Raw genomic sequence first — 25,213 nt, forward strand, 5'->3', positions numbered from 1 at the left:
GGCTGGCCGCCCGGGCCAGTTTATTGTATTTTTATAGTCATGTCTGCATTAAAGAAATACAAATAAACCTCATCGATATTTCTATTCAGACTTTTCTCCAGTGCTTTCTTATAAAGGGACAGCTGCAGCCTGTAGCGTTCTGACAATTTTTCTTTCATCTGTGGATCTGCACGGTCCACATAGTCTGTCTTGTAATCGAGTAAAACCAGACCGTCTTCATCTTCAAACAGACAGTCTGCAATCCCCTGAATCAGCACAGGATCGTCCACATTCAACTGAATCCCTGCTTCCTGAGGGGACGCAGCATAGGTGAACGGCACTTCCCTGCTTACCTGGTCTGATTCAATCATACGTCTGCCGAGATCTGACTGGAAAAACGCAGTTACATGATTAATTCTGACGGTTTCAGCCTGCTCTGCAGTCAGTATTTCTTTTATTTCCAGCTCAGCTATTAACGACTGAATGTCCTGTTCATCCGGTACTTTTTTAAGCGGCATCTGCTGCATAACGGTGTGCATGATCGTCCCTCTCTCTGCCGCTGTCATTTTCTCCTGCTTCAGAAATGAAGGACGTTCATACAGTTTTTTTGCAGGCTTAACAATGGAATCCGCACCAGTTTCATCAAATGTTTCGTGCTGCCTTTTAATAGAAGAAACAGACTGTTTTGATTTAATCATTGCTGATTGTTCATAGGGGTACTGCCATTTCAGCCGCGTCATAATATCTTCATAATGATCACTTTGTCCCGGAACAGCTTCAAGGTTTCGAACATGATCCAGCCACTCCGCTGCCACTTCTTCTTTTTTCTGTTCCTGATTGAATAGCTGCTTATGAACCATCTGCATATGCCATACAGACGGATCTTTCAGCACAGCTGAAGGAACAGCATGAATGCCGTCTTTGTGACGGCTGAGTGAAGGTCCTATCCAATCAGCATACGACTTCGCACCTTTTCTTGTGTAATCGGGGAGCAGCCACGTTTTCTCAGCGCCTGAAAGTGACCATTTTTCTTTGGATTTTTCTGCATCAGGTACAGTTGCAATCAGAATCAGCTCTTCTTTCGCACGGGTCATCGCTACATACAGTACACGCATTTCTTCAGCCAGATTTTCAAGACGTTTCTTTTCTTTAAATGCCATCTGCGGAAGCGTTACACTGCTGATGCGGTTTTCAATATCGACATACGATAGGGCAAGACCGAAATCCTTATCAAGTAAATAACTGCCTCTCAGATCCATTTCATTGAACTGCCTTGCCATTCCTGAAATAAAGACAACCGGAAACTCAAGCCCTTTACTCTTATGGATCGTCATCAGACGCACGACGTCTTCCTGCTCACTGAGCGCCCTTGCTGCTCCAAGATCATCCCCACGTTCTCTCATCCGTTCTACAAATCTTAAAAATCTGAAGAGACCTCTGAAAGAAGTGGACTCGTATTGCCGTGCCCGGTCATACAGCGCCCGCAGGTTCGCCTGACGCTGCTTACCGCCAGGGAGCCCTCCAACAAAATCATAAAACTGTGTATCCCGGAACAGCTGCCAGACCAGCTCTGATACAGCACCTGTACGCGCCTGTGCCCGCCAGTTTCTGAGAGAAATTAAAAACCATGAACATTTTTCTTTTAATGCAGTGTCCGGCTCTCCTGATGACATATAAGTCTGGAGTGCTTCATAGAAAGTACCTTTCGGGTCAGCTTTTCTGATCGTGGCAAGTTCTTCTTCTGTACATCTGACAATCGGAGACCTCAGCACTGAAGCAAGCGGAATATCCTGAATCGGATTATCAATTACTTTCAAAAGCGACACCATAATCGCTACTTCAGTTGCATCAAAGTAACCGCTTGAAAGATCTGCATAAAGTGGGATTCCCGCCTGTCTGAATTCATCCATAATGTCAGGCGTCCACGTCATAGATCTCGTGAGAATGACGATATCCCTGTATTCAAGCGGTCTGTAAAGTTTCTTCTTCACATCATAGATCTGTCTTCCGCCGTCAATCATACTGCGGATTTCACGGATCATATAACGCGCTTCAAGCGTTGAGCGCTCAAGCTCCCTTTCATCCATTACTTCTTCCGGCATTTCTTCTACCGGCGCTCCTTCATCAGCCTGATCAATGACTGTGAATCTGACCGCCACTGTAAGATCTGTTGGATAAGGAGCACCTGGTATTAATTCAGCGTCCTGGTCATAATCAATTTCCCCAACCATTTCGCCCATGATCTGGCGGAAAATAAAGTTTACACCGTCAAGAACTTCAGGCCGGCTTCTGAAATTTTTTGCCAGATCAATCTTCTGACCGCTTCCCGGCTGCTGGAATGTCCTGTACTTTCCGAGAAACAGATTTGGTTCAGCAAGTCTGAAACGGTAAATGGATTGTTTCACATCCCCAACCATGAACAGATTCCCGTCTTTTTCACTGCCGGACTTCACCAGCTGTAAAATGGTTTCCTGAACCATATTTGTATCCTGATATTCATCTACCAGTACTTCTTTGAACTTATTTTTGTAATGATAGGCTGCCTGTGAGGGTTCACCGGTATCAGGGTCTCGAAGGATCTCGAGGCAGAAGTGTTCAAGGTCGTTGAAGTCAACGAGTCCTCTTTCCTCTTTCGCCGCTTTGAATGCTTTTTCAAACGCTCTGACCAGTTCTGCAAGTGTGGATAGTCTGCCGGTCATCCGGTTCATATCCTTCAGCAGCTCCTCAGGCTTCTTGACAAAAAAGTTGTCCTTCAGATCATTGATCATTTTCTTTGCCTGATCACGCCATTTTTTCGCCTGTTCGACTAATGCTTCATCAAAGTCATCGCCTTTGCAAGGTTTGAGTCTTCCCATTGAAAAAGCTGATACCGCTGCTTCTGTTTCTTCCCATCCTGCAGCATCACGGATTTCGTTCAACTGCCTGATATCATCCTCAAAGTTAACTGCTCTCGGATGCGGGCCGCCCGGCTTTTTTGCTGCCTCAAGAGCAAGATTGATCAGTTCAATTGCGCCTTCTGCTTCAAGCTGAACATGGAACAGCACATATCCAGCAAGTGGATGGTCATCAATTTGAATGCCTTCCGTCTCATGCAATGTGATGATTCCATCCAGCCAGCTATCGGGATATGCATGTGAGCGCGAAAACGTATGAAGCTTTCTGATCATCTGATGAAGTGCATCATCACTTCTGTCATTTGTAACGGCCTCTACAAGTTCTGTAAATGAATCATTTTCCGGAATGCCATACTCCTGCTCAAGGATCTCTTCAATGACCTCATCCTTCAGAAGTTCTGCTTCAGTATCATCTGCGATTCTAAAGCCCGGGTCGATATCAATCAGATAATAATACTGCCTGATGACTTCAAGACAGAATGAATGCAGCGTTGAGATGGATGCTTTATTAATAAGGGTCAGCTGTTTTCTTAAATGTCTGGACTCAGGATTCTCAATCAGCGCCTTTTCAAGTGCCTCTCCCACACGATGCTTCATCTCTGCAGCAGAAGCATTGGTAAATGTCACAACAAGTAATTCATCTATATCAGTCGGCTGATCAGTATCAAGCACTTTTTGAATCAGCCTCTCTACTAAAACAGCTGTTTTTCCTGAACCCGCTGCTGCTGCAACGAGAATATCACTGCCTTTTTCAAATATGGCACGCCACTGTTCATCGGTCCAAGTGACGTTTTGAGGTTTTACCGGAATCATTGGTGATCCCCCTTCATTCCCTGAAACAAATCTTCAGCTTTTTTTGGTCTGAGTGAACGATATTGATTCTGCTCAAGTGCAGGATCAAACTGACAGACTGACCGGTACGAACAGAACTGACAAGGCGTCCGTTTCTTATATTCATAAGGATCAATTGATACGTCCCCTGCCTTGATTCTGTCTCCTGCAGTTTTGAACATAGATCGGGTATGTGATCTCATATCATTAAACTGGTCTCTGCTGGCTGTTTTTGAGTTCGACCTGAGCGTACCGTCTTTTTTGAGGCCTGCTGAAATAATGGATGAATTCCCTTCTTCAAGCGTCATATCCATCAGTCTCACTACCTCTTCATCACCAAGCACAAGACCTTTCATTTTATACTTTTTCAGATATTCATCCTGCATCTCCTGCATACTCATTGTTTTCTTTGTTTTCACAACCGGATTGTGAAGATGGAAATAGAGTACGCCTGCCGGTTCAGCCTCAGTGTGTACGAGTCTTGCTGCATTCGTCAGCGCAACATCAAGGTATGTCATCATCTGCAGTGAAAGCCCGTAATACATCTCTGTAAAATCAAGGTCTCTTACACTTGACTTGTAATCTATAACTCTTAAATATACTTTCCCTTCGCTTCTGGCATGGTCTACACGGTCAATTCTTCCCTGCAGTGACATCGTGTCACCGTCACTTAACTGAATACTGTGCGGCGGAAGTTCCTGACCAGGACCAAATCCGAGCTCCACTCTGAGCGGTTCAAAATTTCCTGCTCTGGCATGCTCGCTTAGAATGAATGATGCCCGGCTGATGACCGTTTGCAGTTTTTTTGCAATATAGCGGTATTTATTCGAACTGTTCAAAATATCATACTGCAGCTGCGGTCCGATATGACTGACTGCCTGATTTGCAAGCTCCGCACACTGGCGCTGGGACAGGCTTTTCCAGCTGATGCCTTTTTGCAGCAGTTCTTCGGATATCCATTTAAGCGCAGCATGGAAAAGCTCCCCGATATTCGGCGCATCCAGCCTGAAAATACTTCTTTCTTTCAGGCGCAACCCGTGGCTTGAAAAATGCTGAAACGCACAGCTGTTCATTCTTTCAATTCTTGACACACTGGCCATCATTGAACTGCCATACAGATCTTCAGCAGTCTCTCTTGATAGTGGCGCCGCTATATTGCCATAAAATAAACCGGACAGAATCCGTTTACTTTCCTGCTTCCATAATGGATCTGTCACGTAAAAGTTATAGACATCACGCCAGATATCTTCAACCGGATAATCTTTTCTCAGCTGCTGAAGCTGAGAAGTCATGAAAGATGCTGTTGGAAGCGGATGGCAGATATAATCAAGCTGCTGTTCTCCCGGCGCTTCCACAGGGTCATTTACTGCGAGCATTGTTTTATGATCAGGCAGCATTCCGGACACTTTTTTGATAAAAGGCGATACAATCAGCGACTTACCTTCTTCATCTGCCAGAGGGTAAGAAATATAAAGTTTTTCTGAAGGCGAGGTAAATGCTCTATAAGCGATAAAATCCTCATCCTGAAGCTTTTCGCGCGACCCTGGTGCAAGCTTTAGTCCCGCACGCTCCATAAAGATTCTGTCGTCTTCGGCTAAAATACCGTCATCCTGCATACGGGCCGGCATGACACCATCATTGACCCCGATCACAAATGACGCACAGACTGCCGGAAGCCTTGAAAGTTCCAGGTCTGCAATAATCACCTGGTCAATGGCAGGAGGAACAAGAGAGAACTCCAGCGTCTCCATACCGGCATCAAGAATTTCACTGAACTCCTGCAGTGGCATACGGTCTTCACCTGTAATTTCAACAAACTGATCGAGCAGTTCCACTACTGCGTCCCAAGCCTGATCATGCTCTCTTGCAGCCTCCACATCACCTTTTTCTTCAGCTGCATGTGAGATCTGTTCGAGCTTCATCGGAATATCAAGCTCTTCAAGGAGCAGAAATACAGCTTCACAATATGCATGAACAGTATCTGCTTTTTTCAGCCTCTCTTCAAAGTTGTTCATTGGTGCTGTAATCATGAGGCGTGATTCATTCAGATCATCCTGAATCATTTTTTCTTCTTCATTCTGAGGCTGATGAACAAAATCGAGCCCTTTGAATTGTTTGTAATAAAACTCGTGTTGCCAGCGATAACTATGAATTCCCTGTGCGAGCACATAATTTTCAAGCCTGTCCATTTTCGATCTGAGCAGTTCATGGTCCGATTCTGCAGGGAAAAACAGTTCCGTTTTAACCGCTCTGAAAACTGCCTCATAACGCCAGTTTTTCGTCACTACTTCAAGTGATGACCGGATAAATTCAATCAACGGGTGATTAAGCATGGTTCTCTTCTTATCTATAAAATATGGAATGTCGTAATCTTTGAAAACCGGCTCAATGATTTCATGATACGCTTCCCCGTTCCTGCTCAGTACGGCAATGTCTTTATAGCGGTATCCTTCATTTCTGGCCAGCTTTCTGATCTCCCGTGCGATTGCTTCAGCTTCTGCTCTTCTACCCGCTGCTTCAATCACAGTCAGATCAGCCGGTTCACTGTATACTGCTCCGTAAGTTTCAAACGAACGCTCTAAAAATGACAAACCTCTGCCTTTATATTTTTTATTTTCTCCATATGTGATGACTTCTGCCTTTTCACCAGTATCTGCAGAGATGTCTTTCAGCTGGCTGACAGTATCTGAAGTCTGACGGAAAAGTAAAGGGTCCGTTGAAGACAGATCTGCCGTCACTGCAGCGGTGACCTGTTTTGCAGACTTCAGCAGCTTTTCAATGACGAGATATTCCTGAGGGGTAAAGCTGTGAAAACCGTCGAGATAAATGTCTGCCTGACTGATCAGATCTGAGTCACTTATCTTTTCAGCCAGCAGTCTCAGGTAATCTTCTGAATCTATGTATTTATCTTTCAAGCGCTCATCAAACCCTGAATAGATCCGTTCAATGTCTTTTAGTTTATCAACCAGAGCTTTTGGCGCTGTACCGCTGATTTCTGCTGTTTTTTCAAGCAGGTCTTCAGGGTTCACACAATATCTTCTGAACTCTGTGAGCATTTTTTCTACGTGACTGACAAACCCATGCTTGCCTGCTGCCCGGCCAAACATCACCATCTGATCTTTTTGTTCACTGATCAGTTTTCTGACTAGCATACTCGCACCTGTATGATTAATATGTATGCGCGTGGCGCCTCCTGTTTCCTGAAGAATTCTCCAGGCAAGTCGTGTAAAGCTCAGCACCTGCACCCGTACCATTCCGCCGGTTTCAAGGGCAAGGCGATATTCCGACTGAAAGGTCATCTGTTCCGGCACGATTAACAGAATGGGATCACCTGACGGATTATTTTTTACTTTAGCAGTAATTTCCTGCATGATATCATCTGTTTTCCCAGTCCCTGAACGTCCTGTTTTAATGATAAGCGGCATTACTTCAGCCTCCTTTGTCATCTGCATATAGCTATTATCTTACAATTCTCTATCAATGGAAAGTGACGGGGAAATGAAAAGAGCCATCCTGGTGGACAGCTCTTTAACTTATTAAGGATTTTGTAACCGCAGCCCCTCTCCGAACGGGACTGCGCTTTTCTCCCCTGGGTGGGAGTCTCCGCCCTGTTCTCCGAGGGTCAGCTCAATATTGTATCAAACTCTAGTTTGTGATCTTTTATTCATAAAACCTGATATCAAGTTCATCTAACGGCCAGTATCTCAGGTTGACTTTACCAACAACTGAGTCCTGGTCAATAAAGCCGAAAATCCGGCTATCGAGGCTTTGCTCGCGGTTGTCTCCAAGTACAAACAGTTGCCCTTCAGGAACTTCTGTTTCTCCAGTGAGCTCTTCAAGCGTAAAGTCACCTGTCAGACGCTTACCCTCTTCTTTAAATTCCTCAAGATAAGGTTCTTCATAATACTCTCCGTTGATATAAAGCTTGTCGTCTTCATAAGCGACTTCATCACCCGGAAGGCCGATGACTCTTTTCACGTAGTCTTCTGATTCGTTTGCATGAAAGACGATGACATCAAACCGGTCAAAGTCTCCAATCTGATAGCCGATTTTGTTAATCACAAGCTTATTTCCATCCTGCAGTGTCGGCTGCATCGATACACCTTCCACTACATAATTAGAAAAAAGGAAAATGCGGACTACCAGTACGATCACAACGCCTACTGCTAATGCTTTGAGCCATTCGAAGCCTTCTTTTTTCCACGATTCCATCTATTCTCCAACCTTTCATTCCCGGCAGACTTTCTATGACGCTCGTGCATCAATATGTCACGTTCCATTTTTTTATTAATCATTTTTTCCACTCTCTTACCAACAATCCACAGTACAACGATTACCCCAAGTACGATGGCTGTTTTTACAGGCTCCCGGATAAGTGAGACGATATCCGCACCGATAAATGAGATCGTTGAGATCATCACAAGTTTACCCGTTACTACAGCAAGCATATATTGTATGACGCTGATTCGTGACAGCCCTGCTACAACGTTGACTAGGGCTGATGGTGTAAATGGGAAACACAGCAGCAGAAACAGCGGACCGAATCCGTGGCGCTCCACCCATGTTGTCAGCCTTCTGACCTGTTTTTGATTACTCAGAAAATAAAACAGTCGCAAATGTCCAAAGCGTCTGATCAGCCAGAAGACCATCAGCGCACCTATTGAAGCCCCCGCCCATGAAAGCAGTATGCCAAAAAGAACACCATAAGCATTCGCATTCGCTACAACGAAAGCGACGAGCGGCAGAAAAGGCAGAAAAGCTTCAAAAACCGGCAACAGGAATCCGAGCAGTGGTCCGAATGCACGGTACTCTGCTATTAATTCGCGAAGATTTTCAAGTGTAAACCATGCTTCTAGAGTTTCCAACGTCATTCAAACGCTCCTCTGATCTATAGACTGGCGGCTATTTTTTATCAGTATAGCATAATCCGGAAAATACCGCCTATGATGGCTACATTTTTCCCTGAATTCACTTTGAACAAACTATGGCGATAGAAAATTAAAAACCTGAGACACTTTTGTCCCAGGCTTTTGAATCGTTTCGCTACGCTTCAGGCGGATGCTTTCCGAGCGGTGGTCGCTGAGCCTCCTCGGCTTCGCCTGCGGGGTCTCAGCTGTCCCACTTATCGCTCCGGAGTCACCGCCTTACGCTTCGCTGCACTAAGATTCCAATCATAAATCTTATAAAAATATCTGACCATGCTACTATATAGTATCAACTGTTCTTTACTTAGATATATTCATTCATCCAGCCTGTCAGGTGGTTCAGTCTTTCGAGTCTGAGTTCAGGTTTTCCTGTTCTTGACAGGTTGTGATCGGATTCCGGGAATCTGACAAAGCGTGTCGTTTTCTCTTTTCGCTTGAGGGCGATATAGAGCTGCTCTGCCTGTTCGATCGGACAACGGTAGTCATTTTCACTGTGCAGGATTAACAGCGGCGTTTTAATCTGGTCAGCATAAGCAAGCGGTGAATGCTTCCATAGCGTATCAATATCACCTAGGTCCGCCTGAATCTGCCATTCACTGAAGTAGTAACCGATATCACTGACACCGTAGAAGCTGATCCAGTTACTGATGCAGCGCTGTGTGACGGCTGCTTTAAAGCGGTCTGTATGTCCTGTGATCCAGTTGGTCATGAATCCGCCGTAGCTGCCGCCGGTCACACCAAGACGGTCACGGTCGATGAAGTCAAACTGCTCAAGCGCCCCATCTACTGCTGCCATCAGGTCTCGGTAGTCTCCGCCGCCATAATCGCCTCTTACAGCATTCACAAATTCCTGTCCGTAGCCGTGGCTGCCGCGCGGGTTTGTATAAAGAACTGCATATCCCTCTGCTGCAAGCAGCTGCATTTCATGGAAGAAAGTATTGGCATACATAGCATGAGGTCCACCATGGATATTTAAGATCATTGGCACTTTTTCACCTTCTGTATATCCGGCAGGCTTCATAAACCAGCCGTGCACAGTATAGCCGTCCGTGCTTTCATATGAGACAGGTTCAGGTGCAACGATTTCAACTTCTTCAAGCAGACGGCTGTTCACATGTGTTACCTGCTCTGCTTTACCTGTTGGCACATGAATAATGTGCAGATCTCCCGGGTTTTCAGTTGTACTGATCGCAGCTGCAACTTTTTGGGCGTCTCCGTGAACATCAAAACCATACACGTGATGGTTCCCTTCATATGCCGGGTACACCTCACCTTCAGTTGAAGCATAATACAGGTTTACATTTCCCTGGTCAGTGATGACGAAGTATAGGCTCTGATTATCAGCCCATACAGCTCCCTGAACACCGGCACCCTGCTGAATATCACCAATGGCATAATCCCCGACCGGCGCATCGATGCCTTCAGTCAGGCATTCTGCAGCACCTGATGTCTGGTTCCTGATCCAGAGTTCACTGTGTGTCGCATTTTCATATGTTCTGCCTGAAGCTGTAAAGGCAAGCTGATCGCCTTTTGGTGACCATGCGGCAAATCCGACATACCCTTCAGCAGTTTGAATATGCTCTTTGCTCCCGTCTCCAAGAGTGTAGAGATACAGTTCATTGTTAAATGAAAAATCCTTATCCTCCGCATCCGCATCTGTTGTAAAAGCAAGCTGACTGCCATCAGGTGACCACGCAAGCAGTGAGTAGCTGTCGTCACCTTTTGTCAGTTGATTCAGTTCCTCCGTTTTCAGATCAATGATTGCAATCTGCTGTTTTTTATCATCAAGCAGACCTGCCCCATCTGCTTTGTATTTCATAGTATCTGTCACAAAAGGCTTCAGCTTTTCTTTTTCTTCTTTCTTGTCTTCATTCTTTTCTGTAAGTGAATCAGCCGGCTCAAGAGAGGCATGAAAAGCAAGCTTGCCGCTGCACGGTGACCAGACCGGGTTACCTGCTCCGTTTTCTGTATCTGTTACCTGCTTCGCTTCCCCGCCTTTTACAGGCAGCACATAGATCTGATTTTTTCCTGAACGGTTGGACACAAACGCAACCTTTTTGCCGTCCGGTGACCACCTCGGGGAAGATACTCTATGATCTCCATATGTCCACTGCTGTAATTCTTCACTTTCCTGATTGTATAAAAACAGGTTTGATGCATATGTATGTTCTTCACTGATATGGGTTTTGACGAATAGCACGTTCTCTCCGTCCGGGGACCAGCGTGGGTCGGTCAGTGATTCGATTTTATACAGATCTTCTGCTGTCAGATGGCGCTTTTGTGTCATGAAATCTCCTCCGGTGTATCAAATATTTCGGTTATCGAGATAAACCGCTTGTTCTATTATCAGATTAATTTGTGAATAATGCAAATATAATTCAGTTGTAACTTTTGAAAATCTGTGTACAATAATATAGAACACACGTTCGTTTTAGAGGAGGAGATTTCAATGACAAAGATTCCGCCTGAGGATCGGGACCGTCTTGAGAATGCTTTTTATCTGCCGATGGTGCTGAAGGTTCTTGAACGTGATCAGATTGTGATTGAAAAGAGTGGTGTAAAACTCCCGAGACCTTATATTGAACTGATTGAAGAAACCATGATTGCCGTCCAGCGGGAACTCGCTGTTGTGAAGAAGTATATGAAAGATCACGGCATGAAGGTCGTCAAACTGAAATCTGATGAAGCTTTTACACTATATCTGTTTGTCTATAAAGGCTATGAGGAGCAGCACAACTATTTCAATCCGCGGCTCAGAAATCACGTCGAGAACCTTTTAAGGTATTATCTGATCGGCCGGTTAAAGTCGATGTCTCCGCCGTCATCAGGCTTGATACGGTCCTGAGGGTCTGCATTTTCAATCCTTTCGAGATACTCTGCAAACCCAAAGCGTTTGTGCTGCAGTTTTGTTTTATAAGTATCCTCGGATTTTTCACGTATACCGTTAATATTCTGATGCAGTTTCAGAGATAAGACTGAAGCTTTCAGATACTGCAGATGTGTTGCTCTTCTGGAGATTGGCAGTGTAAGTGTCAGATCGCCTGAGAGCGTGATCGTTGTTTCATTACTGAGGTCGTCGTTTTTTTCCATACTGACAACATGGTGCAGCGCAATCCAGTAGTTCCGTTTGTTAGAGTCTGAATGGGTGGAGAAAAAATAAATATTTGATATAGGATCAATTACGATTGGAGGCTTATGACTGAAGCTGGTGAGGAATCTCGATGAGGTTTTGCGTCCTTCGTAGGATGAAAAGTAGTATAAGCAGGAATGCTCCATAATTTCCATTGGCTTTGATTCAATTTGAAATGGCCGCCTGTCTTTTTCGTAAATAATGGTTCCCCTTAACCGGCCTCCTTCTAACAAGGGCTCTAAAAGCATTGTATTTGTATTAATTGTGTAAGTTGACATCGCTGTTGTAAATTCCATATTATCACTCCTTTTTCTTATTATGGGACAATCATATCCTAATGATTATCCAGTTGTATACATAATTTTTTTCAAATATGTCCTTGGAATAGCGCTAATACAGCAGCCTTTCGGTATCAAAAGTAATATTGTCTAAAAATTTAAAACTTTCTGTTGATATTCTCACGAATATTCTCTATAATGAAAAAAAGTAGCAGAGGTGATGAAGATGGAAAACAACAAATCGTTCGCAGAATTCATGAATGAGTCAACCGTCCCTCAGAAACAATCCAGTGAAATGACGATGATGGAGATTTACGTGGATATGGTCCTGAATGAAATTCTGGTCCGTCATCGCAAAGAACAGCTTGTAACAGCTATTAATGAAGCGTTAGACAACAAAGATCAAGACGCTTTTATGAAGTATTCAGCAGAATTAAATACATTAGAGGACACACACGGTGTGTAGTACTTGAGCCCCCTGCAAACAGGCAACAAATATGCAGGGGGTTCAACTTTTCATCATTTCATAAAATCGTAACCCCTCCACAGTGGCATTTCGAGCTGTAATCATGAATAATAGAACTATCTATAACAATTCATGATAAGGAGCCCGCCCATGCTGACTGAAGAATTAAATAGTACATTTTTACTGATCATTGAATGGGGATTCGTTGCAGCCATGATTGCCGCAATTATCTTTATACTTTATTCAATCCGACGCGCTCCGCGTATGAAAACTGCATTTCTATGGCTGGCTGCCCACCTTGGCCTGACGGTCATTGCTTATATTGTATTCTGGATGGGCCTTGGAGGCGGTTTTAACGATCCTACTGTTGAAAGTGTATCTGATCAGATCCATTTTCTGCTTGGTGTTGCAGGACTTATCTGGCTGATGGGTATGCTTTGTCTGATTCTTAGCATCCAGTTATTAAAAGATCAGTTCCGCACTAAAAATTACACACCTATACAGAATGATAAAAATGAAGGCTGAGATGCCTTCTTTTTTTATTCCATCAGTTTCCAGTTGTGTTAAAATGGAAGTATCTTTGATTTTGGGAGGATGCTATGCAGAATATAGAAATACCGAAAGTGAAAGAAACACTAAATGGATCCATGATCTATCAGGCTACTACTCCACGTTCCTTTATATTATTTTCAGTGGCTATCTCATTGAGCCCATTCATTTGGTCGTGGATGACCCTTTCACCGTTCCGCTACTTTTTTACCGCGACACTATTGTACTGTCTCCTCACATTATTCATCCATTTCACGTTTTGCATCACTGGTGGGAAACTGACTTTCAATACGTTTTTTATGAAATGGCGTATTTACAAAAGAAACATCTCTCCATCTGACATTAAAGAAATAAAATTCAAACGTGCGAACTGGGCTGCAAAGCTTGCGCTGATCAAAACAGCGAACGGGCTTCCAATCAGACTTTTTAATTTCCATCCTAAGTATCTTTTCTGGCAGCTGGAACAATTCTGCAAGATCCATAAGGTCCCTTACAAAAAATCCAGAGATTATAAAATCATTGATGGCACATACAAAAAAGACGCAGACTAATCAAGCAGTCTGCGTCTTTCTTCAGGCGTCGGCAGCTTACACGCCTGCTTTTTTCCAAACCAGTGAAATCTGTTTCTTGCAAAAGCGTCATATGCAAGGTTACGGACCGGGCGCGGCACAATCAGCAGCAGTGAAAGCAATTTTACCGGACCATCAAGCGAGCGGCAGATTCTGAGTGCAGCATCGGATTTCATATGGAGCTTGTCATCCTCAATCAGCAAAACTGAATCAACCATCGGTGGTACATCGAATGTCTTTCTCATTTTTTGTCCGATTTCCCCCTGCAGAGACGCAAAGTGAAAGTAACCGGCGCGGTCATGTTTCATGATAAATTGAACGCTCCAGTCACATACATTACAGTCTCCATCAAATAAGACAACAGCAGGCATTATTCACTTCCCCTTTCTTTCCCTTCATTTTCAAATACGTTCAATAATGCGCCAAACAGCAGCACTGCAGCTGTCAGGTAAAACCAGATCATCATGACAACAACAGAAGCGAGCTGACCGTACAGCTGGCTGTAATTACCGTAGCCGACAAATAATGAAAAGCCTTCAGAAATCAACTGCCATGCAATTACCGCAAATATAGCACCCGGAAGTACATCCTTCCAGCTTAAGCCATGCTTTGGCAAATGTCTGTACAGTACCCAGAAGAACACAAATAAAATGACTGTACTGATCCCCCAGCGAAGCGGTGTCCAGATCACAAGCCAGTTTGCTTCAAATAGAAAAGTTTCCTCTGCAATACGCTGAACAATATTTTCAAGCAGTGGAATCAATATGGTCAGCGGCAGAATCAATGCAAATCCGATTGTCAGAAAAAAGTCGTTGAACAGCCCTTTAATATAACTCTCGCGTCTATTAATTTTATAAATGTCTGTCAGTGAACGCACCAGCGACTGTATCGCCATAGAAGCAAGCCAGATCGTAGACAGAAAACTGATTGAAATCACTGTTCCCTGTCCGGAATCAAGAATAGCGGTCAGATTGGTTTCAATCAAACCGTATGTCTCAGGTGGTGCATAGGGTCTGATCACTGTAATCAGATCAGATGAAGTAAAAGGTAAAAAACTCGTACTTGAAACGACCATGATTAAAAATGGAAACAGCGACAGCATGAAATAATAGGCTGTCTGTGCTGCATGATCATAGTACCCTTCTTTAAAAAAACGGCTGCCCGCATATTTCATTCTCTCTATGAACATATCTTTCTCCTCCGGAAACGTTAAGGTGTGCGTTATACCTGTTTTCCCTCAATTAAGAAAAAGTAATCCGTCAGCCGCCCATCAGCATGTAGACAGATAAGAATGCGATGGCTCCAAGTACCACGATCATCACATCCGCTCCGAGAAAAGCAAGTATAAAAGCAGCCGCCGCGCCTGCAATTCCAAACCAGATATCATCCGGCTGAATGAACAATATTCCCGGGAAGATCAGTGCGCCGAGTACTGCATAAGGAATATTTTTCAGAACACCCTGAAAAAATGGCGGAAGCTCCTTTCCTTCAAGTACAGTCAGGGGCAATACCCTTGGAATATAAGTCACAATTGCCATACCAATAATAATCAGCACCATATTCATTTCAACGCTGCCCCCTTCCTCAATCCTGTTAACACCTCTACTGCCATCGCTGAAATCAGCGTGGATGCAGCAATTGCCCATCCTGTATCAAGCAGGCCTGTTAAGGTAAACATACTGTTTAACACAGCAGCAAGCCCCGCCAGATAAGCTACTTTCATTTCTTTTTTGAGTGAAGGAACGAGAAGACCAACAAACATGGCATAAAGTGCAATTGACATCGCCTGCTGAAGGAATTCAGGCAGACTGGCACCAATGATATGTCCGATACCTGTATTCACAACCCAGCTTCCATAAGCAATCAGCATAACCCCAAGCGCAAATCCTGTAGTCGTTTTCCCTTCCCTGGTGGCAATAACCGTAAAAGTTTCATCCGTGAGTCCAAACGCATACAGGGATTTTTTCGCCCGTGTTTCAGGCTCCATTTTTTCATTTAAAGAAGCAGACATGAGAAAGTGGCGGATATTTACAATGAATGTATTAAAAATGATGACCGCAGCCCCTGCTCCTGCTGCAATAAGAGAGAGTGAGATGTATTGTGCCGCTCCTGCAAAAACCAGCAGGCTCATCAGCACTGATTCAAATAGTGTTAACCCTGTTGTTTTAGCAAGCAGGCCAAATGTAAGTGCAACGGGCAGATATCCGACTGCAATGCTTATACCTGCCTTAATTCCTGCTTTGAAACCTGATTTCTGTTCGCTGACTGCAGCCATTTGCATAAATAAACCCCTTCCTCTTTCTATATATATCATTTACAATAGATGCAACGAGATAGTTTTACTATATTGTACATTCGTATAATATAATAAACAACCTGAAGAGGTGAACTTTTTGGATGAAATAAAAAAACAGCTCGGCGGTAACCTGAAGCTGCTTAGAAAAAACAGAGACTTGTCTCTCGACAGGCTTGCACAATTGACTGGGGTAAGTAAAGCGATGCTCGGTCAAATCGAACGTGGTGATGCAAACCCATCGGTCGGAACGATCTGGAAAATTGCCAATGGGTTAAAAATTTCGTTCTCATCACTGCTTGCCTCTCCAGTCAGTGATGTTACCGTGATCCGTGCTGAAACGGTCGAGATGCTTGAAGAGGATAACGGCAAATATCGCGTGTATCCTATTTTTACATTTGACCCTGTCAGGCAATGGGAAGGCTACAGAATAGAACTGGATCCTGGATGCCACTACAACAGTGATAGTCATGGCAGCGGTGTTGAAGAGTATATGACAGTCATTGAAGGAGAGCTCATGATCACCGTGTCAGGGACTGATTATACGCTAAAAAGCGGTGATTCAATCCGATTCAAGGCCGATCAGCCTCACGATTATCATAATAAAGGTGAAATCCGCACAGTTTGCCAGATGGTGATTCATTATACTGAAGGCTGACTGCTTCATAGGAAAAGCTCATTGTCCCGGGGACAATGAGCTTTTCCTATTCATGCATTTATTTCCCTTTAAACTCCGGCTTCCTTTTTTCAGAAAAAGCAATCAGTGCTTCTACTCTGTCTTCTGTCGGGATCGTGATTTCATAAGCTTTTCTTTCAATCTTCAATCCTGTCTGAAGATCAGCATTCATCCCGGCCTTAATGGCATACTTTGCCTGCTGCAGTGCAATCGGTCCGTTTGCAAGCATCGCATTAGCCAATGAAAGCACTTCTTCATGTAACGCTTCTTTTTCAACTGCTTTTGTCAGCAGACCGTAACTCAGGGCTTCTTCTCCAGTAAACCTCTTCGCTGTCAGAATCAATTCCATCGCTTTCGCTTCACCAATCACTCTCGGAAGCCTCTGTGTGCCTCCTGCCCCTGGAATAATGGCCAGACTTGTTTCTGTCAGCCCCATTTTAGCTTCCCTGTCTGCCAGCCTGAAATCACATGCTAAAGCAAGCTCCATTCCGCCTCCAAAGGCATGGCCGTTGATCTCAGCAATAACCGGCTGCGGAAGTGCTTCAATGGTACTGAACACTTCCCCGATTTTATATATGTTTCGTTTCACCTGCTGTTCAGTAAGGGTTTTTCTTTCTTTCAGATCTGCACCGACACTGAATGCCCTGTCTCCCGCTCCCCGTATAATCACAACTCTTACATCCGGATTAATCCGCAGCGCTTCTGCAGTCTGACCAAGCTCTGATAACATTTGATAATTGAAAGCATTCATTGACTCCGGCCGGTTGAGCGTAATGATTGCAAGTCCCTCTTTCTGTTCTAATTGAATCGTCTCCATGACTGTTTCCTCCTTAATATATGTAAGCCCTTTCATTCACTTATTGTAGCATTCACTGCCGTTTCATGCACATTCATATCCGTTTAAGAAACGTTCCGCGTGGTAAACTGTAATTAGCTGATTGCAGGCAGGGAAGAAGGTGTTTGTGATGAAAAAAATAGCTGGATACCGCATTTATAAGATTGTAACGATGGCCGTGAAGTTTTTTCTACAGGTCTATTTTTTCAACCGCAGATACCGTGGCAGGTGGGACCCTTCTGTTGAAAAGAAATGGTCTGACCTTGCAGGTAAACAGGCCAGGGAATATAAACAGACTTCATTAAAACTTGAGGGTTTAATGATAAAAGTTGGACAATTTTTATCTACCCGGGCCGATATTATGCCGCGATCCTTCATCTTAGAGCTTGAGGGCTTAACGGACAGAGTACCCCCGGTTCCCTGGGAAAAAGCAAAAGAAGTCATTGAAAGTGAATGGAATACAGATTACGGCAGCATGGTTCATAAAATCTCAGAAAAGCCTGTTGCCTCTGCTTCTATTGGTGACGTCTATCACGCCTGGCTTCATAATGGTGATTCAGTTGCCATTAAGGTCCAGCGTCCAGGGATCGACTTTATTATCAGGACAGACTTTAAAGCGTTGAAAATTGTGATCTGGCTTGCTAAGAAGTTTACGAATTTCGGCAAACAGGCTGACCTCGATGCGCTATATGATGAAATGGTTTCTGTCATCGGTGATGAGCTTAACTTTAAAAAAGAGCTTCAAAACGGCGTTGCATTCGGGGAACGCTTTAAGGATACTGAAGGTGTCATTGTTCCGAGGTATTATGAGGAATATACAACACGCCGCGTACTTGTGATGGAATGGATTGAAGGGTCTAAAATCACTGACCTTTCCTTCCTTGATAAGCACAGTCTTAATCGTGAAGATCTTGCAGAAAGACTGCTGCTACTTTTTGTGGATCAGCTTTTAAATGAAGGAATGTTCCACGCAGACCCCCCATGGCGGCAATATCTTGATCAAATCCGATGGCACAATTGTGCTGATCGACTTCGGTATGGTAGGCGTTATAAGTAAAAACGATGCTGAAGCTGTTCAGCGGGCAGTAGAAGGTGTTATCTTTGAGCGTTACAGTGAAGTCGTAGGGGCACTTGAAGATATGAAATTTCTGCTTCCTGCTGCAGATCGTGATCTTCTGCAGGAAATTGTTGAAAGAGTCGTCGCTGTCTATAAAAGCGGTGACTGGCAGGATGGCGAGAGTCTGATGATGGAGAAGGTTTTGGAAGATGTCCAGGACATTGTCAGAACACAGCCGATTCAGCTTCCGACTGAATTCGCATTTTTCGGCCGGGCACTGTCAACTTTTACAGGCGTCATTTATACGATTTATCCTGAAGCGGACTTTATTGAAATGGCCCGTCCGACAATTGTCAGATGGGCAGCTGACCGCGGTGGTGAAAGCAATACCTGGCAGACGGTGCTGCGGACAATTCAGCCTTACCTTTCCGCACCTTCTAAAATCCTCGATGCACTTGAGGAGCCGAAGCGTTACAGAAGGTCGATGGAATCATACCGGAAAAAAGAAAGCCGGATGAATGATTTATCAGGAAGACGCCGGGAGACAGTATATTTTACATTGATTCCCTTAACTGCCCTTCACGGAGCTGTCTTTCTTGAAGAGTGGATCATCGCAGGAGGAGCGGGATTCCTTACGCTTTTTGGACTGCTGCTAATCAGAGCTTTATCTAAAAAAATTCAGACTGATTATGAGGAGTGAATGAGATGATAGAAGAACCGAAAGTGGAACGCGAGCGTAAAGGATCAAAAGGACCTTTTGAAGCAAAGCTTGAAGGACTTGAGGATGGTTACAGGGTAACTGTCCGTGGAAATAAAGAAAAAATACAGCAGCAGCGCCAGGTAAAGCTCTCATTTATTGAATTTTTAAGAAAAGCTGATGTAGCAGGCTACCCTATCTTATTCCCGTTTAATCTGCTATTGAGATTCTTTTCAGGGTATAAGAAACCGAATATGTAAAGCTATATACTGAAACACTCCGTCCGGATGGATGGAGTGTTTTTTATTGCAGTGATTGGGCCGTGGATGGTCGGGCGGCTGACGTAGTGGCATTATTGCATCACCTTTTGAGTATTTCGTTCAGCAATCCGGATAATTCTATCACCTTTTGGATTTATTCATTCTGCGCTATTTTCCAGTGCAGGAATTCATTCATCTTTTAGATTATTCAATCACCATTCAAGTTTATTCAATCACCTTTCCATTTATTCTAACGCGCAGGTTTTCCTCCCATTAAAAAAGAGACAGGCTCTCCTGTCTCCTCTCACTCATATAAACTATGACTGTTTTACCTGATCGCGCAGTGCACGTCTCAGAATCTTACCTGTTGTGTTCTTCGGCAATTCTTCGATGAATTCGATCACTGTCGGTACTTTATATTTTGCTAGTTTCTGTGAGCAGAAGCCTTGAAGATCTTCTTTTGAAACAGATTCATCTTTCAGGACGACATAAGCATGAACGGCTTCACCGAAGTTTGGATCCGGCACGCCTACTACAGCTGCTTCAACAACAGACTCATGTGTATAAAGCACTTCTTCCACCTCACGAGGATATACATTATATCCGCCGACGATCACCATATCTTTTTTGCGGTCTACAATATAGAAGTATCCTTCTTCATCCTGTTTTGCCAGGTCCCCGGTATACAGCCAGCCGTCACGAATGGCTGCTGACGTTTCTTCTGGCATTTTATAATAACCCTTCATCACGTTAGGACCTCTTACGATCAGTTCCCCAACTTCACCTGCAGGAAGTTCATCGCCAAGCTCGTTCACGATTTTGTTTTCAACATTCGTAATGGAAGTTCCGATTGATCCTGCTTTTCGTTCACGGTCCAATGGATTGAAGCATGTTACAGGTGATGCTTCTGAGAGTCCATACCCCTCTGAAACTTTCACATTAAATTTGTTTTCAAAGTTTTCAAGCAGTGCAACGGGCATAGAAGCCCCTCCTGAAATACATAGACGCACACTTTCAAAGCTTGAGCTGTCTGCTTCAGGATATTGAAGCAGGAAATTATACATTGTCGGAACCCCTGCAAATACAGTTGCTTTGTATTTCTCAACAACGTCAAAAACATCTTTCGGACTGAATCTAGGTACGATCAGCATCGTCCCACCGTTAATCAGCGGTGCATTAAGTACAACGGTTAATGCAAATACATGGAACATCGGCAGTGTTGTAACAACACGGTCTTCACCAGTAATATTCAGATACTCCGCTGTATCCTTTGCATTTGAATATACATTTTTATGGCTAAGCATCGCACCCTTTGGCTTGCCTGTCGTTCCTGATGTATAAAGGATAATAGCTGTATCATCTTCATGAAGTTCCGGCCCCTGATACATAGGCTGCTGCTCACTAATTGCCTGAGTAAAAGCTGTCACTTTCCCCTTTACTTCTTCCGGAAGTGCTGCGAGCTTTTCAGCAGTCCCCTCTTCAGTTTCACATACCACATAATGGTTAACTGAAGGTAATGCTGCATGCGCTTTTTCAATGAGAGGCAGTAACAGATCAAGCGCTACGATTGCCTTGACATCGCCATCACGAATAATGTAGGCAATCTCATCCGGCGTATAGATCGGATTGATCGGGATCACTGTTGCGCCCGTTCTGAGTGCAGCGTACATGGCAATCACAAAATGCGGTGAGTTCCCAAGCAGCAGTCCGACATGATCTCCTTTTTTAATCCCGATACTGTCAAAGTAGTTAGCCATTTTGTTCACGGCACCATTCAGTTCAGCATATGTAGCTGACTGGCCCATAAAATGATAGGCAGTCTTACCGGCGTGCTGTCCGGCAGTTTCCTGCAAACGATCTGATAAATTCAACCAATCCATCCCCTTTGTATTTGGTTATATGTCCGCCTTCTGTGTGAATGAACAGTCATTCATTAATGTTCATAAAGAAGCGAATATTCACACTAATTATAACGGAGAGTTGGATCGTTATCAAGATAACGCTTTCATTTACCTGAATATAAATATAAGACTGAGACAAATCGTCTCAGTCTTAGGAACCCTTAATACAGCAAATCAATAAACTCTTCGCGATCTACATTACCGAAGTAGTGTTTCAGATCAACATCTTCAATCGCTTTTTCAATCTCTGCACGCTCATAGCGTGTACCGATCAGCTTCTGTTCAACATCACTGACATCACCTACACCGAAAAAGTCACCATAGATCTTGCAGTTTTCAATGCTGCCTTTTTCAACATCAAGACGCACGTCGATGCTGCCTGCCGGAAAGCGGTGTGAATGCTGAAGATTGAATTTTGGTGATTTCCCGAAGTTCCACTCCCATTGCTGGTAACGTTCTTCAGACAGTTCATGGATCTTCTTCCAATCTTCTTCAGTCAGCACATACTCTTTAATTTCTTCTTCACTTCCGAAAATGTGTCGCAGAATCAGCTGCTTGAATTCTTCAATCGTTACTTTCTCTTCAAGGAACTCAGAAATATTTGCCACGCGGCTTCTGATTGACTTAATTCCTTTGGATTCAATCTTATCTTTTCTTACTTTTAATGAAGAAACCACATTATCAATTTCAGAATCAAACATCAGCGTGCCGTGGCTGAACATTCTTCCTTTCGTGGAAAACTGTGCGTTTCCGGAAATTTTTCTTTCCCCGACTAAAAGATCGTTTCTGCCTTTCAGCTCTGCCGGCACACCAATTTGTTTCAATGCATCTACTACCGGCTCAGTAAACTTCTGGAAGTTATGAAAGCTCTCCCCATCGTCCTTTGTAATAAAGCTGAAGTTAAGGTTACCAAGGTCATGATAGACTGCACCACCGCCTGAAAGACGGCGTACGACCTGAATATTATTTTTTTCAACATAATCAGTGTTGATCTCTTCTATCGTATTCTGGTTTTTACCAATAATGATAGATGGCTTATTGATATAAAAAAGAAGATAAGACTCCTCTTCTACGTTAAGGTTTTTTAGTGCATACTCCTCAATGGCAAGATTGATTTTTGGATCTGTAATACCTTTATTATCGATAAATAACATCTGATTTTCCTCCCTGATATGTAATGGTCAGTCCGGATGATGCGAGCATTGTCTCACCCTGATAGACTTCTTTTGCTTCTTTAAGAAGCTGCTCCAACTCCCCAAAATGCGGCAAATGACTTAACACAAGTGTACGTACACCTGCTCTCTCAGCAATCTCAGCGGCTTCAGTACTTGTCATATGTCCTGCAGATGATGCATCCATTCCTTTGTAGAAATTGGACTCTGCAATGAGCAGATCAGCATTTTTGGCAAACGGGATAAACTCCTCCTGATAAGCTGAATCTGCAGTGAAGACCATTGAACCTGATTTACTTTCAATACGGACAGCATAACACGGTACCGGGTGCACCGTTTTTAAGAATGTAATAGAAAATGGACCCGCCTGTAAGGTCTGATCCGGATGATAAGCTTCACTTTTCACAAGGTCTTTATAATGAAGTGAATCAAATCCCTGCTGGTCTTCACGATGACCATAGGCTGTCACATGAAAATCTTTGTTCTGCAGGAAATGCTGAATCAGCAGTGCATGATGCAGTACACCGATATCTGCAGTATGGTCAGCATGATAATGAGTAATGAGCATGGCGTCAAGTTCTTCTGGCGCAATATATTTTTGAAGCTGTGCTAGTACACCACTGCCGCAATCAAGTAACAGCTTAAAATTGTCCTCTTCGATCAGGTAACCTGTGCTGGCTTCTCCTTTATTCGGATAACCGCCCCAAAACCCGACTACTGTGATTTGCATGACAAAGCCTCCTGTATTAAGCATTCTATACCTTTTACTATACTTGAAAAAATCAATCTTTACACTTATCTTCTTTTTTTCAGAATATTCCTTGACTTTACACGCTCTGTTATAATACAATACATTTAACAACTAATTAGTACTATAACAAAACATAAAAGAGAGGCTGATGAACATGCTAGAAAACGTAATGGAATTTTTCAGAAACCTGCCACCTAAGAAATGTGCATCCTGCGGAGAACAAATGGAAGAACAGGCTGAAGCTTACACAACTGTATGCAGCAAGTGTGCAGGAACTCAATAAAAAAAGCGCCCATGGGCGCTTTTTTTATTGGGTAATATAGTTCAGTGCTTTATATGCAGCGGCTTCTCCCTGATCAATACAGTCAGGCAGGCCGATCCCATCGTAAGAAGCACCGGCCAGATAAACACCCGGATAGTTTTTTTCAAGCTCCGTTCTGACAGCAGCCATTCTTTCTCTGTGGCCGACTGTATACTGCGGCATTGCTTTCTTCCAGCGTGTGACGATTGTAAAGTCAGGCTTACTTTTCACTTTAATGATTTTATTCAGATCATCGAGCACAATTTTCTCGATCTGGTCATCTGAAAGATCAACGACAGTTTCATCGCCCGCTCTACCCACGTAACATCTGAGCAGTACTTTTCCTTCAGGCGTTGTATGAGGCCATTTTCTATCAGTCCATGTACACGCAGTAATCGTATAATCACTGTTTCTTGATACCACAAAGCCTGTTCCATCAAGAATATTCTCTACCTCTTCTTGATCAAATGCCATTGCAACCGTTGCAACTGAAGTTGCGGGAATATGTTCAATCTGTTCAAGCAGACCGGAATCTGAAAAGACAGATCCTGCTGTAAAATGAGGCACAGTAAAAATCACACTGTCTGCTTCGATGACGGCTCCGCTGTTTAATGACAGCTGGTAGCGGTCACCACGGCTGATTGATTCTACTCGGGTACCTTTTAAAATGTCACAATCAGACAGTCTGGTTTCCAGTGTTTCAACGAGTGACTCCAGTCCCGTAGATAGCGTTAAGAACATACTTTTCTTTTTTTCACCAGGCTTTCTGTTAGCTGCCGGAGATGTTTTTTTCATTCCTGCAATCAGACTGCGGTGTTCCTGTTCAAGCTTACCGTACTGTGGAAACGTAGATTGAAGGCTGATCTGATCGATATCACCTGCATAAATTCCTGATAACAGTGGTTCAATCAGATTTTCAACGACTTCGTTTCCAAGTCTTCTTCTGAAGAAAGTACCCAGCGATTGATCATCCTGACGGTTAGATTTTGGCAGCACAAAGTCCCCTGCCGCTCTCAGCTTGCCAGTGAGTGAGATCAGATCTGTTAGCATAAACGGTCTGATTTGTGTCGGGATCCCCATGATTGCGCCGCCAGGCATGGGATGCAATTTATCATTAACGAGGATAAAAGCCTGACCTGTCGCATTAGGTACAAGCTTGTCAGCCATTCCGACATCTGTGATCAGACGCCCCATACTCTTTTTGCGTTCAAGAAAAGAGTCGGGGCCCCGTTCGATCACAAAGCCGTCCTGTACGACAGTTTGAATTTTCCCGCCAAGCCTGTGATTCGCTTCTACGATTGTAATTTCTGCGTCCAGCTGCTCAGTATTTATTTTTTCCTGTGCCCGATATGCAGCGGCCAGGCCTGTTATCCCGCCGCCTACGATCACGATTTTGCGCTTTGACTGTGTCACAGTAATCATCACTTTCTGTAAACTGGATTTTCACTTGTTGTCTGTTAGATCATGCGGTAAGTTGGCTGATGATTTACGCTGCAGGGGGACGCTTTTCCGCATGAGCCGGTTTTTGGCTCCGGTTCAATCAAGCCTCCTCGTGCTTCGCACTGCGGGATCTCGCCTGTCCGGCTTCTCCTGCTGGAGTCGCCACCTGCAGCTCCAATCATCAGCTGTGCTAGAACATAGGCTAACTT

24 protein-coding genes are annotated in these 25,213 nt (G+C 43.9%); 9 read left to right on the forward strand and 15 right to left on the reverse strand.

Going from position 1 to position 25,213, the window contains the following annotated elements:
- Positions 1-20 precede the first annotated feature (20 nt).
- The 5 genes from addA to JOD21_RS12120 form a co-directional block, all read right to left on the reverse strand.
- A complete protein-coding gene (addA, locus tag JOD21_RS12100; RefSeq protein ID WP_204729872.1) occupies positions 21-3,686 on the reverse strand; it encodes a helicase-exonuclease AddAB subunit AddA in 3,666 nt (1,221 codons plus the stop codon).
- Positions 3,683-7,129, reverse strand: a complete 3,447-nt coding sequence (gene addB, locus JOD21_RS12105) for a helicase-exonuclease AddAB subunit AddB (protein ID WP_204729873.1) — start codon at positions 7,127-7,129, stop codon at positions 3,683-3,685. Before addB ends, addA begins: the two co-directional genes overlap by 4 nt.
- 235 nt (positions 7,130-7,364) lie before the next feature.
- Positions 7,365-7,916, reverse strand: coding sequence for a signal peptidase I (gene lepB / locus JOD21_RS12110; RefSeq protein WP_204729874.1), 552 nt, complete (start codon positions 7,914-7,916; stop codon positions 7,365-7,367).
- Positions 7,871-8,575, reverse strand: a complete 705-nt coding sequence (locus tag JOD21_RS12115) for a TVP38/TMEM64 family protein (protein WP_204729875.1) — start codon at positions 8,573-8,575, stop codon at positions 7,871-7,873. Before JOD21_RS12115 ends, lepB begins: the two co-directional genes overlap by 46 nt.
- A gap of 358 nt (positions 8,576-8,933) precedes the next feature.
- The gene (locus tag JOD21_RS12120) at positions 8,934-10,916 is read right to left on the reverse strand and encodes a S9 family peptidase (protein ID WP_204729876.1); all 1,983 of its coding nucleotides are present in this window, start codon (positions 10,914-10,916) and stop codon (positions 8,934-8,936) included.
- A 162-nt stretch (positions 10,917-11,078) separates the two neighbouring features.
- Here JOD21_RS12120 and JOD21_RS12125 point away from each other — a divergent pair, with 162 nt between their 5' ends.
- On the forward strand, positions 11,079-11,474 hold the full coding sequence (locus JOD21_RS12125) for a YhjD family protein (protein ID WP_204729877.1): 396 nt from the start codon (positions 11,079-11,081) through the stop codon (positions 11,472-11,474).
- Here JOD21_RS12125 and JOD21_RS12130 read toward each other — a convergent pair.
- Positions 11,414-12,055, reverse strand: coding sequence for a competence protein ComK (locus JOD21_RS12130; RefSeq protein ID WP_204729878.1), 642 nt, complete (start codon positions 12,053-12,055; stop codon positions 11,414-11,416). The genes JOD21_RS12125 and JOD21_RS12130 overlap by 61 nt on opposite strands.
- Before the next feature lie 208 nt (positions 12,056-12,263).
- Here JOD21_RS12130 and JOD21_RS12135 point away from each other — a divergent pair, with 208 nt between their 5' ends.
- From JOD21_RS12135 to JOD21_RS12145, 3 genes are all read left to right on the forward strand, one after another.
- Entirely contained in the window at positions 12,264-12,503 is a 240-nt protein-coding gene (locus JOD21_RS12135) for an IDEAL domain-containing protein (protein WP_039808385.1), read from the forward strand.
- A gap of 150 nt (positions 12,504-12,653) precedes the next feature.
- A complete protein-coding gene (locus JOD21_RS12140; RefSeq protein ID WP_204729879.1) occupies positions 12,654-13,028 on the forward strand; it encodes a hypothetical protein in 375 nt (124 codons plus the stop codon).
- 74 nt (positions 13,029-13,102) lie between these two features.
- Positions 13,103-13,603: a hypothetical protein gene (locus JOD21_RS12145; protein ID WP_204729880.1), complete on the forward strand. Its 501-nt coding sequence runs from the start codon at positions 13,103-13,105 to the stop codon at positions 13,601-13,603.
- Here the strand turns inward: JOD21_RS12145 and JOD21_RS12150 are convergent.
- The 4 genes from JOD21_RS12150 to JOD21_RS12165 form a co-directional block, all read right to left on the reverse strand.
- Positions 13,600-13,992 carry a thiol-disulfide oxidoreductase DCC family protein gene (locus JOD21_RS12150; RefSeq protein WP_041122135.1) on the reverse strand — a complete coding sequence of 131 codons (393 nt, stop codon included), beginning with the start codon at positions 13,990-13,992 and terminating at the stop codon, positions 13,600-13,602. The two genes, JOD21_RS12145 and JOD21_RS12150, sit on opposite strands and share 4 nt — an antisense overlap.
- On the reverse strand, positions 13,992-14,810 hold the full coding sequence (locus tag JOD21_RS12155) for a YihY/virulence factor BrkB family protein (protein WP_052474031.1): 819 nt from the start codon (positions 14,808-14,810) through the stop codon (positions 13,992-13,994). Before JOD21_RS12155 ends, JOD21_RS12150 begins: the two co-directional genes overlap by 1 nt.
- Before the next feature lie 70 nt (positions 14,811-14,880).
- Entirely contained in the window at positions 14,881-15,186 is a 306-nt protein-coding gene (locus tag JOD21_RS12160) for an AzlD domain-containing protein (RefSeq protein ID WP_041122134.1), read from the reverse strand.
- Positions 15,183-15,902 carry an AzlC family ABC transporter permease gene (locus tag JOD21_RS12165; protein WP_204729881.1) on the reverse strand — a complete coding sequence of 240 codons (720 nt, stop codon included), beginning with the start codon at positions 15,900-15,902 and terminating at the stop codon, positions 15,183-15,185. The genes JOD21_RS12160 and JOD21_RS12165 overlap by 4 nt, the downstream gene beginning before the upstream one ends.
- Positions 15,903-16,005: 103 nt before the next feature.
- On the opposite strand from JOD21_RS12165, the gene JOD21_RS12170 reads away from it, so the two are divergent.
- Entirely contained in the window at positions 16,006-16,572 is a 567-nt protein-coding gene (locus tag JOD21_RS12170; protein WP_380269165.1) for a helix-turn-helix domain-containing protein, read from the forward strand.
- 58 nt (positions 16,573-16,630) lie between these two features.
- Here JOD21_RS12170 and JOD21_RS12175 read toward each other — a convergent pair whose 3' ends face one another.
- Positions 16,631-17,407, reverse strand: coding sequence for an enoyl-CoA hydratase-related protein (locus tag JOD21_RS12175; RefSeq protein ID WP_204729883.1), 777 nt, complete (start codon positions 17,405-17,407; stop codon positions 16,631-16,633).
- A gap of 148 nt (positions 17,408-17,555) precedes the next feature.
- Between JOD21_RS12175 and JOD21_RS19490 the strand changes: the two genes are divergently transcribed.
- The 3 genes from JOD21_RS19490 to JOD21_RS12190 are packed head-to-tail and all read left to right on the forward strand — an operon-like array spanning position 17,556 to position 19,439.
- Positions 17,556-18,482 (forward strand): ABC1 kinase family protein, encoded by a 927-nt coding sequence (locus JOD21_RS19490; protein WP_204729884.1) that lies wholly within the window; start codon positions 17,556-17,558, stop codon positions 18,480-18,482.
- The gene (locus JOD21_RS19495) at positions 18,421-19,182 is read left to right on the forward strand and encodes an AarF/ABC1/UbiB kinase family protein (protein ID WP_204729885.1); all 762 of its coding nucleotides are present in this window, start codon (positions 18,421-18,423) and stop codon (positions 19,180-19,182) included. The genes JOD21_RS19490 and JOD21_RS19495 overlap by 62 nt, the downstream gene beginning before the upstream one ends.
- A 5-nt stretch (positions 19,183-19,187) precedes the next feature.
- Entirely contained in the window at positions 19,188-19,439 is a 252-nt protein-coding gene (locus JOD21_RS12190; RefSeq protein ID WP_204729886.1) for a hypothetical protein, read from the forward strand.
- A 317-nt stretch (positions 19,440-19,756) separates the two neighbouring features.
- Here the strand turns inward: JOD21_RS12190 and JOD21_RS12195 are convergent, their stop codons facing one another.
- The 3 genes from JOD21_RS12195 to JOD21_RS12205 form a co-directional block, all read right to left on the reverse strand.
- A complete protein-coding gene (locus JOD21_RS12195) occupies positions 19,757-21,310 on the reverse strand; it encodes a fatty acid--CoA ligase family protein (protein ID WP_239581569.1) in 1,554 nt (517 codons plus the stop codon).
- Positions 21,311-21,501: 191 nt separating this feature from the next.
- Entirely contained in the window at positions 21,502-22,494 is a 993-nt protein-coding gene (locus JOD21_RS12200) for a lipoate--protein ligase (RefSeq protein ID WP_204729888.1), read from the reverse strand.
- The gene (locus JOD21_RS12205; protein ID WP_204729889.1) at positions 22,478-23,242 is read right to left on the reverse strand and encodes an MBL fold metallo-hydrolase; all 765 of its coding nucleotides are present in this window, start codon (positions 23,240-23,242) and stop codon (positions 22,478-22,480) included. The genes JOD21_RS12200 and JOD21_RS12205 overlap by 17 nt, the downstream gene beginning before the upstream one ends.
- Before the next feature lie 175 nt (positions 23,243-23,417).
- On the opposite strand from JOD21_RS12205, the gene yhfH reads away from it, so the two are divergent.
- Complete coding sequence (gene yhfH / locus JOD21_RS12210; RefSeq protein ID WP_084218653.1) at positions 23,418-23,546, forward strand: protein YhfH; 129 nt, start codon at positions 23,418-23,420, stop codon at positions 23,544-23,546.
- Between the two features lie 24 nt (positions 23,547-23,570).
- Here yhfH and hemY read toward each other — a convergent pair whose 3' ends face one another.
- Positions 23,571-24,977 (reverse strand): protoporphyrinogen oxidase, encoded by a 1,407-nt coding sequence (gene hemY / locus JOD21_RS12215; RefSeq protein ID WP_204729890.1) that lies wholly within the window; start codon positions 24,975-24,977, stop codon positions 23,571-23,573.
- Positions 24,978-25,213: the final 236 nt, after the last annotated feature.

The organism is Jeotgalibacillus terrae, assembly GCF_016908195.1.
GTDB classification, from domain to species: domain Bacteria; phylum Bacillota; class Bacilli; order Bacillales; family Jeotgalibacillaceae; genus Jeotgalibacillus; species Jeotgalibacillus terrae.

Coding starts and splice junctions, on each gene's coding strand:
- addA (WP_204729872.1), bottom strand. CDS start 3,686: ATGATTCCGGTAAAACCTCAAAACGTCACTTGGACCGATGAACAGTGG.
- addB (WP_204729873.1), bottom strand. CDS start 7,129: ATGCCGCTTATCATTAAAACAGGACGTTCAGGGACTGGGAAAACAGAT.
- lepB (WP_204729874.1), bottom strand. CDS start 7,916: ATGGAATCGTGGAAAAAAGAAGGCTTCGAATGGCTCAAAGCATTAGCA.
- JOD21_RS12115 (WP_204729875.1), bottom strand. CDS start 8,575: ATGACGTTGGAAACTCTAGAAGCATGGTTTACACTTGAAAATCTTCGC.
- JOD21_RS12120 (WP_204729876.1), bottom strand. CDS start 10,916: ATGACACAAAAGCGCCATCTGACAGCAGAAGATCTGTATAAAATCGAA.
- JOD21_RS12125 (WP_204729877.1), top strand. CDS start 11,079: ATGACAAAGATTCCGCCTGAGGATCGGGACCGTCTTGAGAATGCTTTT.
- JOD21_RS12130 (WP_204729878.1), bottom strand. CDS start 12,055: ATGGAATTTACAACAGCGATGTCAACTTACACAATTAATACAAATACA.
- JOD21_RS12135 (WP_039808385.1), top strand. CDS start 12,264: ATGGAAAACAACAAATCGTTCGCAGAATTCATGAATGAGTCAACCGTC.
- JOD21_RS12140 (WP_204729879.1), top strand. CDS start 12,654: ATGCTGACTGAAGAATTAAATAGTACATTTTTACTGATCATTGAATGG.
- JOD21_RS12145 (WP_204729880.1), top strand. CDS start 13,103: ATGCAGAATATAGAAATACCGAAAGTGAAAGAAACACTAAATGGATCC.
- JOD21_RS12150 (WP_041122135.1), bottom strand. CDS start 13,992: ATGCCTGCTGTTGTCTTATTTGATGGAGACTGTAATGTATGTGACTGG.
- JOD21_RS12155 (WP_052474031.1), bottom strand. CDS start 14,810: ATGTTCATAGAGAGAATGAAATATGCGGGCAGCCGTTTTTTTAAAGAA.
- JOD21_RS12160 (WP_041122134.1), bottom strand. CDS start 15,186: ATGAATATGGTGCTGATTATTATTGGTATGGCAATTGTGACTTATATT.
- JOD21_RS12165 (WP_204729881.1), bottom strand. CDS start 15,902: ATGCAAATGGCTGCAGTCAGCGAACAGAAATCAGGTTTCAAAGCAGGA.
- JOD21_RS12175 (WP_204729883.1), bottom strand. CDS start 17,407: ATGGAGACGATTCAATTAGAACAGAAAGAGGGACTTGCAATCATTACG.
- JOD21_RS19490 (WP_204729884.1), top strand. CDS start 17,556: ATGAAAAAAATAGCTGGATACCGCATTTATAAGATTGTAACGATGGCC.
- JOD21_RS12190 (WP_204729886.1), top strand. CDS start 19,188: ATGATAGAAGAACCGAAAGTGGAACGCGAGCGTAAAGGATCAAAAGGA.
- JOD21_RS12200 (WP_204729888.1), bottom strand. CDS start 22,494: ATGTTATTTATCGATAATAAAGGTATTACAGATCCAAAAATCAATCTT.
- JOD21_RS12205 (WP_204729889.1), bottom strand. CDS start 23,242: ATGCAAATCACAGTAGTCGGGTTTTGGGGCGGTTATCCGAATAAAGGA.
- yhfH (WP_084218653.1), top strand. CDS start 23,418: ATGCTAGAAAACGTAATGGAATTTTTCAGAAACCTGCCACCTAAGAAA.